Raw genomic sequence first — 17,900 nt, 5'->3', positions numbered from 1 at the left:
ATTATCAAAATGGGCACAAAAAAACAGGCTCTTCCGAAAAAGAACCCGCTTTTGGCAATGCTGCTACACTGACATTTTCTCGCCTGGCTTCAGGACAAGCCCTTGCTGGCCGTTCGCCTGCAGCCTTTCAACGAAGCTTTCCGCCTCCTGCCGTATGACGGGAAAGGTATTATAATGAACGGGAACCACGACTTTAGCCTTGTACCATTCAGCGGCCTGCAGTGCGTCCTCCATTCCCATCGTATAATGATCGCCGATCGGAATAAAAGCGACATCAATCGCGTGGCGTTCTCCGATCATTTTCATATCGCTGAATAAAGCGGTATCTCCCGCATGAAGAATGTTCATCCCGTTGATCTTCATAATGTAGCCTGCCGGCATGCCGCCATACAAAATGCGCTGTTCCTCTTCAATGACAATGCCAGAGGAATGGAACGCTTGGATCATTTTTGCCTGAGCAAAGCCCAGGTCGATCGTACCGCCAATGTTCATGCCCTTGGTTTTGACACCTTTCCAGGACATATAAGCGGCCAACTCTGGGTTCGCAACGACAGGGGCATCATTTATTTTGGCGATCAGGTCAGCATCCATAATATGATCCGCATGGGCATGCGTTAACAAAATCACATCCGTCTTGATATCTTCCGGCTTCGTCACCGCCAACTCATTGCCTCTTAGGAAGGGATCGATCACCAACGATTTATCCCCTGCAACAATTTGAATACTGGAATGGCCATGATAAATGATTTCCACCATATGAGTTTGCCTCCTACCTTCTATTTTGCTACGGCTTCAGCCGTGCAATGACGCGCGCGATCGAAGAGTCCGCATGAATGGCAAGCGGAAGCGCGATAATTTCAAATGCGCCCCTATTGACCAGTTGACCGAGGTTCGTTAAATTTTCAATGATGAGGATGTTATTTTCGAAAAAGATCTTATGTACCGCATAAGGGTCCCGATCAGGAGATGGCGTATCCAGCCCAATCATTTTCACATGCTTCCTAACGAGCAGCTCTGCAAAGGCCTCTGTTAAAATCGGATGCTCCGTAAAATAATCCGGCTGGCCATAACGTTCGCTATGACCTGTATACACAACGACGATATCTCCTGCCTTTAGGAGCTGCTCATATTCTTCCTTATAGTCGACTGATTTCTCGCCGTAAACATTAAGCAAGACGGCATCTCCAACAAATCTGTCCACCGGAAATTCATGGATATGCTTCTGGATGTCCAACAAATGCATAGGGCCATCAATATGCGTACCTGCATGCATATTAATCGAAAGGTGATGGTTATTGTACCCATCCTTGCCCATTTGCTTGGTATGCTCCAACGTCGTCTCTGCATCTCCGGGGTACACCGGCTGACCTTGTTGAATGATATGCGTAAGGTCGATTACCATGCTTGTCACCTCCTACAAAAACTATAGCATACCGTCCTCTCTTTCGAAAATCATCCCTACATCAATTCTTCACGAACATGCAATAGTCCAAACAATAGTCGATTTTTGGCTTCCTGAATAGAAGTTCCGTAGGCTACTGAGAATAAACCTTCATGCGTGCCGCAAAGGACAAAATCATTTTGACTATCATCCTTCGTGTACGCAAAGGTTTGATCCAATACTTTAACAGGCGCTTTTCCCTCCATACTAATCCATAATTCTGCCCCTGCCGGAAGGATTCCCGCGATGGTGTGGGCATCAAGCAGCTCTGCTTCCAATAATCCCTCTGGAGTCATCACACAGATGGTTTTATCGTTACAGACAGCCACCTGACCTTCATTCACGACACAAAAGGTCAATATGCGCGGTATGGGCAATGGAAGCTGAATCTGGTAGGGTGAGTATTTAAAAGTAGACATACATCCCGTTAACACATATCCACATCCTAAATCCGTAATGATGAATTTAAAACCAAGTGATGATGTTATCAGTTGATAACATCATTGTATAAGAAGTTGCTCTGCCTGCTTGCAGCAGAATACAGCTTCTGTAAGCTATCTTTTTAATAAACCATCCATAAATATGCTAACGATTAACTCCGCATGCTGATGGATCATATGCGCGTTCTTTGCCGTGCCATTCGTTCTGAGCATGCCTAGGAACAGATAGGCAGCTATAGTCAAATCCTGTCCGCCAGCTGCTAGGCTTCGAAGCATTTGTGACTGTTGAGCTTCTTGCAGCACATCGGCAATCGGCGCAATCATGTGGGATAGAAACTGCTCTTTGAGAATCAATTGGGCATCTTTGTCTATATTATGGGCCATGTCATACAACATAATATTCGTATCGGTCTTAATATGCAGCATATAAATCGCAATTTCAATCAGCTTCTCGCGTACGGTATCTACACGAGAAATGGATAGGATCAATCCTTTATGTATGGAATTCAGCTCATCAAGCAAAACCGCCAGATAGAGATCCTCTTTATCCACAAAGTGACGGTAAATTGCAGGCTGGCTCAAGCCAACTTTCTTAGCAATTTGCCTCGTAGAGACGGCATCATATCCTAGCTCCATAAATAGAGCGCGCGCGGCTTGAAGGATTAGCATCCTAGTGTCTGAGTGTTGGCTCATTGGTTAGGAACAGCAAAACCATCTGCTCCTCCCGCCTCCTTGTAAGTAAGATTGTTATCGAGTGATAACAATACTAGCATACGTCTAATTTCCCTGCAAGTGAGTCAGCGTTTTTGGGCGAAAATCACTTGAATCCCACCCTGGCAGGCGGTCTTCTCCACAGAAAAAAACGACAAGCCATCGAAAATCCGAGGCTTATCGTTTTGAACTAACATCCTATACTGATAATTTCCGTTTTCCCCTTATTTCAAAGGAACACGCGCAGCCAAGCGCTCTAATTTATCCAAATGAGTATTAATTTCGGATTGAATCCCTTTCAAATACTGCAGCGTCGCTTTGTTTTGTTTCACTAATGATGGGTTTTCGTTAAAATCGATCGAATAATGCTTGATCACTTTACCTTTTGAATATTGAATCGTATGGAATTCTCCGTTTTTCCATGCTTGCTTCATGTTTACGTTCGTACCGAAAATTTGCAAATTCATTTTGGCATCCTTGTAATTAAAGCTATAAGGCTGCACGCCATCGGAATGAGCAACCGAGAAGCCGAAGACGAAGCTATCGTTTGCGAAGGTACCCGACTGAATTTTATGGTATTCGACCGTATTGTCAAAGCCGGTTATCTTCGTCGTCAACGCCCCGTTACCCGATTTCAAATCATTTTTCCACTCGCCATCATATGTAACCAGCATTTCTTTGCCGTCACTTGTATATTTGTTCACATATTTGCCGACTCCGGAACGTTTGCCGTTCACCCAATCGCCTGCATACGATTTCGTTGAAAACCAAGTCATTGTTCCTTTTCCATGCGGCTGTCCATTTTTTAATTCCCCGTAGTAAATAACATTTTTGGCAACCTGCAGGTATTCTTTCTTTGCTGCCGCCTCCGCTGAGGGCGCTCCCCAAGCGCCAGCCGTCAATACAAATGCCAATGCCATGCTGAGTACCAAATATACTGTCTTTTTCATGACCCATCACTTCCCCATTCTGTTTTTGTTTATGTTCATTCTATTAGGATAATAAACACGATATGCGATTCCGAAACAGGGACAACCCACAAATAAATTCTCTCCATCATGAAGAAGTATTCCTTGCTTATTACGCCTTTCGATTAACGAAATAAATGCTGAATAAGATACACACCAGACCCGCCAGCAGCGATAAAGTAAAGGGCTCGTTAAAAAACAAGGTTCCGGTCAAAATGGCGACGAGCGGAATAAGAAACGTATAGGAGGCAACCTTGCTCGCCTCGCCGGAATCCATTAGCTTATAGAACACCAGCCAGCCAATGGCGATAACAAACACGGAAATAAACGTGAGCGTAAGCAGAAACACCGGCGCCCATGTCACGTCAGCCCAGCTTTCTGTACCGGAACCCATTATCGTCATGAACAAGCCGCCGATAAGCAACTGCAGTGCAACCAGCCAGATCGGATCGACGCTTGGCCCCTTTTTCTTTACGTATATCGTTCCTAATGCCCAACTGAGCGACGAGCCAAGCGCAAGCAAAATGCCTGCAACCGATATATGACCTGATAATCCGCCAGCTCCGCTGCAGATGATGCCTACTCCCGTAAAGCCGAGAACCAGTCCCGAAACTTTCAAGAGGTTCATAGACTCTCCCAGCCACAGCCAGGAGAAGATCCCGACCAGCACAGGCTGGAGAAATACGATGGCCGAAAATAAGCCGGCTGGCAAATAGGCCAGACCCACCGTTTGCAGGCCATAATATAAAATAACATTGAATAAAGCTGAAATGACATAAATAAACCATGTTTTCCTGAAAAACAAGCGGTCATAACGAGGGATTGCAATGATTAGCAGCAGAATGCCGCCCAGCAATGTTCTCGTTCCCGAGAAAAGCACCGGCGGCATATAGGATAACGCGAATTTGGAAAGCGGCCAATTGACGCCCCATACGATGACCAAAAATAAAATAAGCAGCGCGGTATGATTTTTGGATAGCTTTTGCATGATGATAGTCCCCTTGATTTCGTCTGACTGAATGAATGGCTCAAGAACCTATCTTACGCTCCATCTATTCCTTAATCAATGGCGATCTTTGACTTTGTCATGCCCTGGCGGTCCTCTACTGTCATGGCAAACAAAGCATGGTCCTCCCACAAACCGTTAATGTGCAAATAATGTCTGGCCAGCCCCTCCTGCCTGAAGCCCGCCTTCTCCAATACCCGGATAGAAGGCAAATTTCTTGGCATAACAGCTGCTTGTATGCGATGAAGGCCCAACTGCTCAAAGGCATAAGCTAAACATAAGGACACAGCCTCCGTCATCATCCCTCGCCCATTGCAAGCTTGGTCCAGGAAATAACCGAGAAAGGCATTTTGAAAAGGACCGCGCGCTACGCCCGAAAGCTCAATTCGGCCAATCAATACATCCGTAGCTACTGTAAATACGCCAAAGGCATAGGCCTGATCATTTTGAGCCGCCAATCGGCCGCTCGCAATCATGCGAGCCTGTTCCTCAACCGTAAAGTAGCTCTCTTGCCGCAGCGGCTCAAAGGGCTGCAAAAAATGCCGATTCTGCTGTCTGAGCGCAAGGAGCTTGTCCGCATCCTCGACCTCCAATAATTTTAAATAAATGGTCTCACCCTTCATGCGATAAAACTCCCCTCTCTGGTTGTCTGTTACTTCATAGGAACGAATGAAGAGCTTTCTGTACGAAAAGCTTGGTCTGCATTTCTGCTCTGGAGATATTCAGCCAGTTGGACAGCCTGCTGCATATCCTCATGCTGGCTGGACCAATGCCAGCTTCCATAGCGCCCAATGCTGTATATCCCGTTGCTCTCCAAATAACGATGAAGAACCGAGGTGATCTTCTGATCCGGCATGCAATAATTTTGTTCCAAGTAAAACGTTCGTAAAGCGACAATATCGTCCGCTTCATCTATTATACCAATCTCCGTCAGCTCTTGTATGATTTTGGGCAGCAACAGCTGCGCCTCGCTCTTCGTATTAAAATGCAGCGGAGAGCATTCCACATAAATAGAACTGTAGCCCTTAGGCGCCAGCAAAGGCTCGATATTGCTATAAAAGCCCAGCCTGTAAAAATGATATCTCAGCTCGGGGAAATATACCCAGCTTTTATGCTCATGAAATGGCTTTTTCTTGATGCCCATATTCACAATGAATCCTTTGCTGGCTGTCAATTGCTCCGCTAAACGGAGATATTCAGGTTCAACATCCGATATTAACCGAATCAGCAATGGCAGCGGAATCGTGGAAACGATCGTCTCCCATGCGTGGTTTTTCTGTTTTAGCTGCATTGTCTTACGGCTTAGACTAATCGCATGCACGCCTGTATCAAAGCTCACGTTTACACGCTTAGACAAATGCAGCGGAATCGCTTGGGCTCCTATATCTCCTTTCGGGTAGAGAAAGGCAGGGTTATAACCGTCCGTATTGCCGGTTAGCCGGACATTACGCACCGTTTCATATTTTCCTGCAGCAATGCTTGCCAGCTCTTCTTTGCCGAACATTTTTCTGTTATAGTCCCGAAAGAAAGCATCGTATAACGCAGGTCCATAGGAGTTAATCAGCATTTCAGCATAATTGCTGTATTGCAGCTCCTTGCCTCCGATCTCGCGCAATTCTTCGTCTACCCTGCCGACAAAGCTGCTGCTCGGATTTTGTTTATAGCTCTGCTGAATCGGATAATCGTACAATCGCCCCTCCAAATAAACAAAGGCGTACCTGCGATGCGAATTTAACGGGAGGCCGTCCAGCAGCTTAAGCGCTCCCGGGGCCGACTGGTGATGAAACCAATGGCCGCCAACATCAAAGCCAAAGGTTCCCACCTCTGTATCTACTTTGTACGATAGGGCTTTTCCGCCTAACGACCCATTCGCTTCAAATACAGGGACATTGCCATATGCGCTCGCAAACGATAATCCGGTCACGCCTGCTCCGATGACGGCTAAGGCCATGTACCATCACCCCGTCACTTTTTCGTTTTTGGCTATCGGCTTGGAAGCTAGTCCCATCGCCGTTTTAATCGAGGCATTCACGATGCGTACGTCATACTTCTTCACAGCAAGCTCACGACTCTTGAGGCCCATTCGCGGAATGATTCTGGGCTCCACAATACATTTCTCCATAGCCGCTGCTAAAGCCGATGCATTTCTTACTGGAACCAGAAAACCATTATGTGCCTCGATTACCGTTTCCCTGCAGCCCGGGGAATTAGCCGTTATGATCGGCAAACCCATCGCCATCGCTTCCAAAGCGGATTTCGGAGTCCCTTCCCGGTAAGAAGGCAGCACAAACACCGAGGCTCTTTTTAAAAATGGCCGCACGTCCTCCGTCTCCCCCAAATATTGAAGGACCCCCTCTTTTACCCAAGCTTTCAGCCTGGAGGCGGGTATTGCTGTCGGATTCTTATCCAAAGGCCCGAGCAGTTGGAAAACCACATAAGGGTATTTCACTCTAAGCTGGCGTGCGGCTTCAACATATTCTTCGATCCCTTTATCGCTAATCACTCTCGCCACAACCAAAAAAACGAAAGGCTGAACCGGACGTATACTCATTCTAAACTGGTCAATATTGACGCCTGCGCCGTTCACCACCAGAGCTCTGTTGTGCTTTAAAATACGTTGCTGTTGAAAAAGCCGCAAATCATCTGGATTCTCAAACAACACCTGTTTACAATGGTCTACGGCGAAGGTGTATAATTTCTTCACAACACGAAATAAAATCGAACGCTTCTGTGCACCCGAACTGAAGGTATAACCAAGTCCCGTTACCATTAAAAGTACATTTCTAGACTTCGTGAAAGCCGCAGCGATAGAACCATACAAAATTGGCTTAATGGAGTATAAGCAAAATAGGTCCGGCTGATGCTTTTTAAAAACCTTGATCATCTTATAAATACTGAACAGGTCATAAAACGGATTTAAGCCTGTATTTTTTATTGGAATGGCTTCAAAAGCAACCCCAATCGACAGGAGCTCGTCCTTATAGGGATTAGTAGGTGCTGCGGCAATGACTTCATGTCCCTCGAGCGCTAACGACCGAATCAAATCCCAACTGAAGTTTTTATAATATTTGGCGTACGGAACAACGATCATAATCTTTGCCATTACGGTCTCCCTCCTAATCAAGTTAGGAATAAATATCCACTTTGCTCAAAGAGAATCCAATCAACGAAAAAGCTGCGACCGCACACGGCACAATATATACGCCATGTTGGCTGTTCATCGATAACCAAAAAGCGACTAAGCACAAAATTATTCCGAAACCATACGAGTACATAACGGTTTGCTTGACCGTAAAACCTGCTTTCACCATGCGTTTGGCAAAATGGTCATCGCTTCCCTGCAGCGGGGATTTTCCGGCCTTTAATCTCAAAATCGAAATATACACGGTTTCAAATATCGGAATTGCAAGTAAGAGGACAGGCACAAGCAGATGATTTTCTTCCCTGATCTCGATCCATTTAACGGCGGCGCATGCGAGCATGAATCCTATGGCCAGGCTGCCTGCATCGCCAAGAAATATTTTTGCAGGATGGAAGTTGAACGCAAGAAATCCTAAACAAGCACCCGCTAACGCTAGCATCGCAGCACCAAAAACAATTTGCCCCTCCAAGAACAAGAGCACCGCCAGAAAAAAGGCTGCGATACCGCCAATTCCAGAGGCTAAACCATCCATGATATCCACTAAGTTAAGGGCATTGGTAATGCCAATAACCCAGATTAGCATGATCATGATGTTCAATACAGGATGGTCCGTGAGTTGAAGCCCTAATCCATAAAGCATCACAATCGCTGTGGCCAAGCCTTGAAAGCTGAGTTTCATCAGTGGCTTTACCGCATGAAAATCATCAAACAAACCGATGGAGAAAATAACGAACAAACCTAGGAGCATACCCGTTTGCTCAGCATTTATTGTCAGTTTATAGAAGAGAATAATGAGACTGAGTGTCAGGTAAAGCGTCATGACAACAGCCGCTCCGCCCAAATAGGGCGTTGGCTGACGATGCGTCTTAAGCGCTTGATCCGGATGGTCCACAATTCCGAATTGATTCGCCAACATGATAGCAAGAGGGGTTACCAGCACGATGATAATGGCTGCAAGTAAAAAAACCGTTAGTTTCATCCCTGCATATTCTCCAATAATCACACATGACCACCATTCTTTATAAAGAATATTAGTTCTTTATAAAGAATATCATAATCATTCCCTGGATAGCCAGCCTATCTTATGTCCCATGCTTCCAGCGACAAAAACTGCCGATTACCACCAAAATTCATCGTTTTTTAGGATATGGTGTCAAGCAGGCCTTTTTGATGCAGCAGCGCTTTGGTATCCGTCCATAGCTTCTTTTGTAACGAGGGGTCTCCTGCAGGCTCAATAGGTGTAATTGGATTTCCGGTTCCTACATTAAAGTAACCTCCTGTTACCTTCTCGTACTTCTCATCGACGATTAACCGAGTAATGATATCCGCTCCTTTGCGCGGATCGCCCAGATGCAATAAGTTCAATACACGCTCAAGCATGGAAGCAAACCATAGCTCTCGTCCAAGCCCCGTCACATTAAACCCGGGATTCAGCGCATTTACGCTAATTCCTGTTCCTTTCCATTGGCGGGCCAGTTCTGCTGTGTACATGATATTAAGCAGCTTGGTTTTTCCATAAATCGCAGAGGAGCCTCGAGAAGTAAACCTCGCGGTGTCGGTTAGGTCCTCTGGAAGCTTTAATGTCCCATGATTGCGCGAGGCTTCCGAAGCTACATTTACAACTCGGGCTTTCTCCGCATTTCGTAAGGACGGGCGCAATGTATGCGTGAATAGCCACGGGGCTAAATAATTCACAGCTACCATCTCCGCAAAGCCCTCTGAAGTTACTCGCTGTTCAAACGCATGCAGTCCTGCATTATTCACAAGTACGTCTATTTTAGGGTATGCAGCAGAAATCTCCTGGCCTAATCGACTCACGTCCTTCATGATGGAAAGATCCCCAAAATAAAAATCCACTTCGGCGGTTGGCATGTTCTCTTTAATTATTTTTTCAGTCGCCTTAGCACGTTCTCTGCTCCTCGCCGTAAGGACAAGTTGAGCATCACGCTTGGCCATCTCAATGGCAACGAGCTGGCCAAGTCCACTTGTTGCGCCGGTGATGACAACAATCGGTTTTGTTTTCATCGTTATTCTCCTTTGCGATCCGTTCTAGGTTTTGACTATCCATCGAAGCTGGTTTATTATTGATATATGTCAACTATATTGATTTAGTTGATATATGTCAATCACTTTACGAGCTTTGTGCTCTTTATACTTGGAGGATAGGTGAAACCTAATGAACGATAACCAGCTCAAGCAAACACCAAGAACGCAGTTAGAGCTGAAGCTCGGCGAACAAATCAATGCGTTAATTAGCTCTTCGCATGCGCTAAATGTCAAAACAGCGGCTATTTTCGATCCTACCCTGCAGCCTGCCGCTTTCCATATCGTCCGTTGGCTGTACGCTTACGGCCCGACAAGCGCCGCCAAATTGGCAGATGCAACAGCAATGGATCGCAGCTCCGTTAGCCGTCTTGTCAAACAGCTTGAGCTTATGGGCTATGTAATAAGAGAATCTTCCCCCGAAGACCGCCGAGGAATTTGCTTATCTCTCACGGATAAGGGGAAACAACAAACGATTGATGCGCTTAAAGAGAAGGAATTTGCCTATTACGAGCGAATTTCGCGTTGGAATGATGAGCAGCTTGAGAAATTTATCGATTTGCTTAAGGATTTCAATGGGGTAGACCTTTAACCCAAAGAGGATGCCCAGGCCATAAATGGCTCTCCGGGCATCCTCTATTTGTCGTTGTATTTGTCTGTTATTTCTGAAGATGGTAAGGCACAGTGGCAATAACAACATCTTTCTGGTTAAACAAATAAGCCCGTAGCATTAAGCTTGTTTGGTTATGCAAGAAGTAATGCCACCAGTGCTTCGTAATAAACTGCGGGATAAGGATCGTAATGTGATCCGTTTCAGCGGTTTTCCACTCAATCGTATCGATAAACCTCATAAGGGGCCTGATAATGCTCCGATAGCTAGACCTTAGAACGATAAGCCGGACGCCTGGATTCCATTCAGCCCATTTTCTCTCCATCTTCTCGATATCCTCGTCATCAAAGCCCACATATACGGCAACGACATTATCCGTCAACGATTTCGCATACCCTAAGGAATGATTAACGACTCTCGTAATCCCGGCTACAGGAACGACGATCGTACTTCCCTTTATCGCAGGCTTATCGCTCGCCATATTAATCCGAAGCTCATCGGCCATATTCCGGTAATGGCGGTGGATGCCATAAAACAGAAAAATAACAGCCGGCAAGAAAATAAATACGACCCACACATGGCTAAACTTCGTAAAAATAAAGATGAGGGTAATCGCTAACGTCGTTAGCATGCCGATTGTATTGATCGTGAAGCGCATTCCCCAGCCCTTCGGCTTTAGCTTCAGCCAGCGCAGCATCATTCCAAGCTGAGATAGGGTGAACGGAATGAAAACACCTACCGCGTACAATGGGATTAAATTTTCTGTATTACCGTGAAAGGCGATGACAAGCAGGGCCGACAATACCCCTAAAATAATAATCCCGTTGGAGAAGCCCAGCCGGTCTCCCCTTGCCATGAACATATTCGGCATATACTTGTCTTTGGCTAACATATAGGCCAGTAGCGGAAATGCGGCATAGGCAGTATTCGCCGCGAGAAACAAGATCAAGGCGGTCACGCCCTGAATGATATAATAAACGGTTCCTCTGCCAAAAGTGGCATTGGCGATCTGCGACACAACCGTTTCCTTCTCGCTTGGGATAATACCATACCAATAAGCAAGCAAGCTGATGCCGATAAACATGGCGCCAAGAATCGTTCCCATCATGATAAGCGTAGTTGCCGCGTTGCGCTCTGCCGGCTGCTTAAAATTCGGAATCGCATTGGACATCGCTTCGACGCCCGTAAGCGCGGAGCAGCCTGAGCTGAACGCCTTCAGCAGCAGGAACAAGCTAATATTGGAAACCGCTGCGCCCATCTCGGGAGCCGCGGCATGAATGCCACCTGAAAAATATTTAATCACACCTGAAATAATTAGAATAAATATAGCGATAACAAACAGATAAACAGGCATCGCCAGCACAGAAGCCGATTCGGTGATGCCCCGCAAATTAATAATGGTAAGCACGAATATCATAACGATCGAGATCAAAACGCGCTGATCATGCAGGGACGGAAAGGCTGACGTGATCGCATCCGTACCTGCGGATGTACTTACGGCCACCGTCAAAATATAATCCACTAGCAAAGAGCCTCCGGCTAGAAGGCCCGTTGATATTCCCAAATTATCTTTGGCAACGATATAGGCACCGCCGCCGGTTGGATAGGAAAAAATCGTCTGGCGATAGGACAGAATAAGAATGAGAAGCAGGCCAAGGACAGCTAATGAGATAGGTATGGAGTACCAGACAGCAGTAAACCCGGCGACCATCAGCACAATTAATATTTGCTCCGTACCATAGGCGACAGAGGATAAGGCATCGGAGGATAGCACCGCCAGCGCTTTAAGTTTGGACAGCTTCTCTCCTTCAATTTCCGTGCTTTTCATAGGGCGTCCGATAATAAACCGTTTAAATCTGCTGACCATGACTACTTCCCCTTTGTTTGCTTATAAGATAAATGAATTGCAAAGCATTTATTAAAGAAATGCACAAAAAAAGCCGCAGGAAAGTAAGGACTCTCCCACGGCTTTACCAAAAAAAGGCTGGTATTCACGCGATAAGTTCCTCTTTTGGACGCTTACGAGGTTAGCTGACGGATTCGGGCGCAAAAGTCGCCCTACCCCTGGCAATTGCCAGGCGATTCACCCCTGGGATATGACCGTTAAATCTATCCCTATGGTTTCCCCGTTTCTTCTTCAGAATTCAGCGATGAAGGTTGAAAACGAATAAAAAAACAAATCTTGATGGATTACGTTCTGAATCATACTCCTTCCAATAAGGGAAGTAAAGAAACAGAAAGGCTCATTTCGGATTGAATTAATATCGCGCTGTTTCAATTAAACGCTTACATTGTCCTCAATCTTTCCGTAACCCTCTGATACTCGTTCTAGCTTCGTTCTACGCAAAAAAGCGAAGCAGCACGTGGATCTGCTTCGCATTAATTATTTTTACGTTTTAGATATCCAAGTCCGTAACGGCTCCTTTGGAAGCCGAAGAGACGAGCTTCGCGTATTTCGCAAGTACACCGGACTTAAACTTTGGAGCCGGCTTCACCCACGCAGCTCTTCTCGCTTGAAGCTCCTCAGGCGTTACGGCAAAATGAATTTCCTGCGTTTCACTATCGATTGTAATCAAGTCGCCTTCCTGTAAAAACGCAATCGGTCCTCCTACCTGCGCTTCCGGTGATACATGCCCGACCACAAAGCCGTGGGAACCGCCTGAGAAACGGCCATCCGTCAGCAGAGCGACCTCCCCGCCTAATCCTTTCCCAACGATCATGGCTGTAACGGAAAGCATTTCAGGCATGCCTGGACCGCCTTTGGGTCCCGCATACCGGATAACCAGCACATCCCCTTTGACAATCTCATCATTCATGATTGCGGTCGTTGCTTCTTCTTCCCCATTATAGACGCGGGCAGGTCCGGTAAAGGTTAGCTTCTTGAGGCCTGACATTTTAGCGACTGCGCCATCGGGCGCGAGATTTCCTCTTAGTACCACCAATGGCCCTGTAGGCTTTAGCGGCTGCTCGAAGGGACGTATGACTTGTTGATTTTCCGTCAACGGCTGGGCTTCTTGCAAATTCTCAGCCAGTGTTTTCCCTGTAACCGTCAGGCAATCGCCGTGCAGAAGACCTTTTTCGAGCAGCAGCTTCATCACGCCCGGTACGCCGCCATTGTCATTTAAATCTTGCATGACATATTGGCCGCTCGGTTTCAAATCGGCAAGATGGGGAACGTTCAAGCGAATGCGTTCAAAATCGTCCAGGGTCAAATCCACCTCAACCGAGTGTGCCATCGCCATCAGATGAAGCAGGGCATTCGTTGAGCCACCCAGCGCCATCACCAGCGTAATCGCGTTCTCAAACGCTCTCTTTGTCATAATATCGCGCGGCCGTATATCGTTCTCAAGCAGCTGGATTACCGTTTTCCCGGCTTCTGCGCACTCCACTGCTTTGTAAGACGAAATGGCCGGCGTCGAAGAAGAGCCCGGCAAGCTCATGCCTAGCGCCTCAACGGCAGAAGCCATCGTATTGGCCGTATACATCCCGCCGCATGCTCCCGCTCCAGGACAGACGCTGCACTCAATCTCGTGAAGCTCTTCGGCGGACATTTTACCTTCCTGATATTTACCTACCGCTTCGAATGCCGTTACGATATCGACATCTTTACCATCATGCTTGCCTGGCTGTATCGTTCCGCCATACACATAAACCGCAGGCAGATTCATTCTGCCGATCGCCATCATACAGGCAGGTGTGTTCTTATCGCAGCCGCCGATGGCCACCAAGCCGTCAAAGCGCTCCGCGTTTACGACAATTTCAATGGAATCGGCGATGATTTCCCTGCTTGGCAAAGAATAAAGCATTCCTTCATGTCCCATGGATATGCCGTCTGATACCGTGATCGTATTAAAGATCAAGGGAGCGCCGCCGTTTGCCCGTACCCCATCCTTAGCCTGAAGCGCTAGCTTGTCAATATGTACATTACAGGGCGTAACCTCGCTCCACGTGCTGGCTACTCCGATCATTGGCTTCTTGAAATCCTCATCCTGAAACCCTACCGCTCTGAGCATCGCCCGGTTCGGCACGCGATTTACCCCTTCGCTGATCACCTTGCTGCGTATGCGTAAATCCTTCTTCGTCGTCATTAGAATCACTCCTCATTTTGTGTTATTAATCCATATAGCTCGTTCATCGGCCGCAGCAAATTTTGCTTCATCATGGCTGCAGCTCCCTGTTTGTCTCCTTGCCTCATCGCCTCGATGATTGCCGTATGTTCTTGAACCGATGAAAGCGTTGCATGAACGGGCTGCTTCAGAAATAAATATTTGAACCTTCGAATGTGAATGTGCAGGGATGAGCTGAAGGTCGAAACGTAATGATTTTCTGATATTTCAATGATGCCGTTATGGAATTGCTCATCCAGCTCCATCGCCTGATAGGGTTGTCCGCATGCAATGGCCTCTGCAAACTGCGTATTTATCGCTTGCAGCTCTTCGAGCTGTTCTGCAAGCACAACCGTCGCAGCCGTCTCAGCGGCCAACGCGTGCAATGCCGCTAGCGTAGGATACATTTTCAATATGTCGGATTTTTCCATGCTCATTACCTTTGTATAATTCCCAGGATGCACCTCGACTAACCCTTGGACCTCTAGCAATTGAAGTGCTTCCCTGACCGGCGTTCGGCTGACGCCTAGCGCTTCCGCAAGCTCGGCGTCCCCAAGCTTCTCGCCCTGCTGAAGCGTTCCGTCAATGATCCATCTTTGAATCTGTGAATAAGCTCGTTCCTTGGCTGTTATTTTTACAGGAGTGGAGTAATGACTTGGTATGGGCATGCGAAACCTCCTTTGGTAAGAAATATATCGCATATATATACATATATCAATGTTTTTTTCCTGCGGACGAACAGCGCAATCGGGAAGAAACGTTTCCTGAAGAAATGTGCTAGTATGGAACTAGCTTTTCCCACTTCTAAATGAGAGGATGCTGTAAAATGGCAAAACACTTTACGTATATCACATCGGAGGACGCACGGACACAAGCAGAATTTTATACGCAGGCACTGGGCGGTGAAATCCTCTCCATCATGACGCACGGACAGCTTCCCGATGGTTCAGAAGAGCTTAAGGACAAGGTTCTTCACTTAAGCTTTATTGCAGGTGGGGTCACCTTCTTAATGTCCGATTCCGTGTTCGCTCCTGTGGTTCGGGGAAATAACATTCATCTAAACCTGGAGTTCGAAAGAGAAGAAGAGGCTCACAAAGCCTTCGACAATCTCTCTCAAGGCGGTAAAATAAGCCAACCGTTAGCACCTGCTTTTTGGGGCTCATTGTTTGGCATTGTGGAAGACAAATTTGGTATCCTTTGGATGATTACGACTGCAGCTAATGGCAATCCTGTATAATTGCCAAGTGCCCTACTAGCGTTATTGCTTGTCGAGAAAGAGGTCGTCCACTTCTGTGGTCTGGCCTCTTTTGTATGCATTTAAACCTCGCCCGATTCTCCACAAAAATGACAACTTTGATTATAAAAGCCGCAAGGGATGCTCTGCTCCCTTGTCGAATAAAGACGATAGATATTTTCTTGTTTGCTCAAAACTTTAGGACTAGGAGGAAGATGTGAGATGTCATTCTTATTCATTGCTGCGGATTATCCCGAAAGTCCCGGCTGCTACCTTATGAAAGACTCAGGAGGACGCATTCTCTACGTTGGCAAGTCCAAAAGCTTGCGCAGCCGCCTTCGCTCCTATTTCAATAAAAACCAGGCAAACAAAAGATTGAGACAGCTCGTGAGCGAGATCGCCTCCATTGAAATCGTCCTTGTCAATAATGAAGCTGAGAGCCTAATGCTTGAAAATAATCTTATCAAAATCCATAAACCTCCGTTTAACCGGGCGTTAAAAAGGGACAACAGCGGTTATGCGTACTTGCAGCTTACCAGTGACCGCCTCCCACGCCTCGATGTCTACTATCGGGATCGTCGACAGAAGAAACAGATTCGTTTGCCTGAAACGATGCAGAGGCTTGGTCCGTTCAAAAGCGCGGCTTTCCGGGATGCGCTGCTCTCCTTCGTAACGGAGCATTACAGCCTCCGCACCTGCAAAACCTTGCCCAAGCAGGTTTGCCTGCAGTATCATATCGGCAAATGCAGCGGCGTATGCGAAGGGAAAATTTCAGAGCAGGAGTATCTAGAGAATACGCGCCAAGCTGCGAAATTGCTCGAAAACGGCGGACAAGGGCTGATTGAAAGGCTGTATGCACAGATGGAGCTTTACGCGGAGAAAATGGAGTTCGAGAAAGCCCAGCATCTGCTGTTCAATATTCGGGTTCTTGAGCGTACGGCGGACAAGCAAATCGTAGATAGAGAGGCCGTCATTGATCAAGATGTGTTGTATTTCGGGGAGACCCATGTCATGCTTGCCAAAGTGCAGGAGGGCATGCTGCGCGACTTTCAATTGCTTGCGCTGGAGGGGACGGCAGACACTGCTTCCTGCGACCGATTTCTTATGCAGCGTTATGCCGGAGAGAAGCCTAATGAAATCATCGTCAACGAAATAGCCGACCTTAACAAAGTCCGCTCCACCTTAAACCGCAGAGGCAAAAAACAGCTTATCATAACGCAGCCCAAACGAGGGCTGAAATATGAATTGCTGAAGCTTTGCAAAAACAACTATGATTATCGGATGGAGCGGATGAAGCTGGAGCCGCTGCTAAAAAAGGCCTAATGAATGGCTTATTTTAGAGAATTTTTTTCCCAGCATAGCTTTTATTGCACATCTAATCCCTATTCTATATCGTCCTCTGAACACTAATTTCAAATGAGGGTTTCGTTACATAGGCCCTGTAATGGACACTCCCTGTAAAATCCAAATAAGCGCCGTAGCGGTTTCTAATGGCTTCCGATGTAATGAACTCAAGCACCTCGTCCCTATCGACCCAGCGGACCTCCGAGGTCTCTTCCGATATGGCCAGGCTTCCTCCTATGGGCTGACATATAAAATCCAGCATCACCTTTGTAGGAACATCCGTTACGCCATCATGCCATTTGTATACTCCCGTATTGGAATATACGCCAATCAATAAGGAGACAACGACTTCTATCCCGCTTTCCTCTTGAACCTCCCTGACCAAGGCCTCCATTAAATCCTCACCCGCTTCAACCTGCCCACCGGGAAATACCCATCCATCATGCTCGGTCTTTACTAGCAGTATATTTCCATGTCCATCCTCCACAATTCCGCCTGCAGCTACAATATGGGTTGGCATTGCCATGTTCACGGCCTCCTATCTGAATTAAGAAAATGAAAGAAATTTATAAGCTCTTCTATCCTAAACGTAAATAATTGGAAAATGGTTTCTATATAAGTTGAATTAAAGTTTTTCGTGTTCGTCACTGCAGCCACTCGGCTAGATTAGATCTATTTTTTAGACCTATTTCATCCATTTTAGGTATTTTCGCCGGATTAGATTTAAAAATTAGATCTATATCTCCAAAACCCAGCAGCCATATGCTGCCCAATTGAAGCCGCTGTGATAGATTAGTTTGAAAACGGGAGTATGATCAACGATAAAAAAACCACCCGTTTGCAGGGTGGCTCCAT

Annotated in this window: 18 protein-coding genes and 1 riboswitch; of the genes, 3 read left to right on the top strand and 15 right to left on the bottom strand. The window is 46.6% G+C overall.

Features of this window, described 5'->3' with window-relative positions:
* Window positions 1-63: 63 nt before the first annotated feature.
* The 11 genes from FJQ58_RS25220 to FJQ58_RS25170 form a co-directional block, all read right to left on the bottom strand.
* Window positions 64-753 carry a metal-dependent hydrolase gene (locus FJQ58_RS25220; RefSeq protein WP_140000068.1) on the bottom strand — a complete coding sequence of 230 codons (690 nt, stop codon included), beginning with the start codon at window positions 751-753 and terminating at the stop codon, window positions 64-66.
* 31 nt (window positions 754-784) lie between these two features.
* Window positions 785-1,402 carry a cyclase family protein gene (locus FJQ58_RS25215; RefSeq protein WP_139997545.1) on the bottom strand — a complete coding sequence of 206 codons (618 nt, stop codon included), beginning with the start codon at window positions 1,400-1,402 and terminating at the stop codon, window positions 785-787.
* A gap of 56 nt (window positions 1,403-1,458) precedes the next feature.
* Window positions 1,459-1,875: a hypothetical protein gene (locus FJQ58_RS25210; RefSeq protein WP_139997544.1), complete on the bottom strand. Its 417-nt coding sequence runs from the start codon at window positions 1,873-1,875 to the stop codon at window positions 1,459-1,461.
* A gap of 120 nt (window positions 1,876-1,995) precedes the next feature.
* Window positions 1,996-2,550: a TetR/AcrR family transcriptional regulator gene (locus FJQ58_RS25205; protein WP_274382340.1), complete on the bottom strand. Its 555-nt coding sequence runs from the start codon at window positions 2,548-2,550 to the stop codon at window positions 1,996-1,998.
* A 266-nt stretch (window positions 2,551-2,816) separates the two neighbouring features.
* Window positions 2,817-3,542: an MORN repeat-containing protein gene (locus FJQ58_RS25200; RefSeq protein ID WP_139997542.1), complete on the bottom strand. Its 726-nt coding sequence runs from the start codon at window positions 3,540-3,542 to the stop codon at window positions 2,817-2,819.
* A 130-nt stretch (window positions 3,543-3,672) separates the two neighbouring features.
* Entirely contained in the window at window positions 3,673-4,548 is an 876-nt protein-coding gene (locus FJQ58_RS25195; protein ID WP_139997541.1) for a DMT family transporter, read from the bottom strand.
* Between the two features lie 71 nt (window positions 4,549-4,619).
* Window positions 4,620-5,189 carry a GNAT family N-acetyltransferase gene (locus FJQ58_RS25190; RefSeq protein ID WP_139997540.1) on the bottom strand — a complete coding sequence of 190 codons (570 nt, stop codon included), beginning with the start codon at window positions 5,187-5,189 and terminating at the stop codon, window positions 4,620-4,622.
* Between the two features lie 29 nt (window positions 5,190-5,218).
* Window positions 5,219-6,517: a protoporphyrinogen/coproporphyrinogen oxidase gene (locus tag FJQ58_RS25185; RefSeq protein ID WP_139997539.1), complete on the bottom strand. Its 1,299-nt coding sequence runs from the start codon at window positions 6,515-6,517 to the stop codon at window positions 5,219-5,221.
* Window positions 6,518-6,523: 6 nt separating this feature from the next.
* Window positions 6,524-7,669, bottom strand: a complete 1,146-nt coding sequence (locus FJQ58_RS25180; protein ID WP_139997538.1) for a glycosyltransferase family 4 protein — start codon at window positions 7,667-7,669, stop codon at window positions 6,524-6,526.
* A gap of 22 nt (window positions 7,670-7,691) precedes the next feature.
* Entirely contained in the window at window positions 7,692-8,687 is a 996-nt protein-coding gene (locus tag FJQ58_RS25175) for a glycosyltransferase family 4 protein (protein ID WP_139997537.1), read from the bottom strand.
* A 161-nt stretch (window positions 8,688-8,848) separates the two neighbouring features.
* The gene (locus tag FJQ58_RS25170) at window positions 8,849-9,733 is read right to left on the bottom strand and encodes an SDR family NAD(P)-dependent oxidoreductase (protein WP_139997536.1); all 885 of its coding nucleotides are present in this window, start codon (window positions 9,731-9,733) and stop codon (window positions 8,849-8,851) included.
* Window positions 9,734-9,884: 151 nt separating this feature from the next.
* Between FJQ58_RS25170 and FJQ58_RS25165 the strand changes: the two genes are divergently transcribed.
* On the top strand, window positions 9,885-10,343 hold the full coding sequence (locus tag FJQ58_RS25165; protein WP_139997535.1) for a MarR family winged helix-turn-helix transcriptional regulator: 459 nt from the start codon (window positions 9,885-9,887) through the stop codon (window positions 10,341-10,343).
* A 67-nt stretch (window positions 10,344-10,410) separates the two neighbouring features.
* On the opposite strand, the gene FJQ58_RS25160 is transcribed toward FJQ58_RS25165, so the two are convergent.
* The 3 genes from FJQ58_RS25160 to FJQ58_RS25150 form a co-directional block, all read right to left on the bottom strand.
* Window positions 10,411-12,228 carry an APC family permease gene (locus tag FJQ58_RS25160; protein WP_139997534.1) on the bottom strand — a complete coding sequence of 606 codons (1,818 nt, stop codon included), beginning with the start codon at window positions 12,226-12,228 and terminating at the stop codon, window positions 10,411-10,413.
* A 134-nt stretch (window positions 12,229-12,362) separates the two neighbouring features.
* A riboswitch (cyclic di-AMP (ydaO/yuaA leader) is annotated at window positions 12,363-12,521 on the bottom strand.
* Window positions 12,522-12,757: 236 nt separating this feature from the next.
* Window positions 12,758-14,449, bottom strand: coding sequence for a dihydroxy-acid dehydratase (gene ilvD / locus FJQ58_RS25155; RefSeq protein ID WP_139997533.1), 1,692 nt, complete (start codon window positions 14,447-14,449; stop codon window positions 12,758-12,760).
* A 5-nt stretch (window positions 14,450-14,454) separates the two neighbouring features.
* Window positions 14,455-15,135 (bottom strand): GntR family transcriptional regulator, encoded by a 681-nt coding sequence (locus tag FJQ58_RS25150; RefSeq protein ID WP_139997532.1) that lies wholly within the window; start codon window positions 15,133-15,135, stop codon window positions 14,455-14,457.
* Window positions 15,136-15,293: 158 nt separating this feature from the next.
* Between FJQ58_RS25150 and FJQ58_RS25145 the strand changes: the two genes are divergently transcribed.
* Both FJQ58_RS25145 and FJQ58_RS25140 read left to right on the top strand, forming a co-directional pair.
* Complete coding sequence (locus FJQ58_RS25145; RefSeq protein ID WP_139997531.1) at window positions 15,294-15,704, top strand: VOC family protein; 411 nt, start codon at window positions 15,294-15,296, stop codon at window positions 15,702-15,704.
* 219 nt (window positions 15,705-15,923) lie between these two features.
* Window positions 15,924-17,024, top strand: coding sequence for a GIY-YIG nuclease family protein (locus FJQ58_RS25140; protein ID WP_139997530.1), 1,101 nt, complete (start codon window positions 15,924-15,926; stop codon window positions 17,022-17,024).
* A 64-nt stretch (window positions 17,025-17,088) separates the two neighbouring features.
* Here FJQ58_RS25140 and FJQ58_RS25135 read toward each other — a convergent pair whose 3' ends face one another.
* Entirely contained in the window at window positions 17,089-17,571 is a 483-nt protein-coding gene (locus FJQ58_RS25135; RefSeq protein ID WP_139997529.1) for an NUDIX hydrolase, read from the bottom strand.
* Window positions 17,572-17,900 lie beyond the last annotated feature (329 nt).

The organism is Paenibacillus paridis (assembly GCF_006345825.1).
In the GTDB taxonomy this organism is placed as follows: Bacteria; Bacillota; Bacilli; order Paenibacillales; family Paenibacillaceae; genus Pristimantibacillus; species Pristimantibacillus paridis.
The sequence above is the reverse complement of the archived record's forward strand: the minus strand, read 5'-3'. Positions and strand labels throughout refer to the sequence as shown.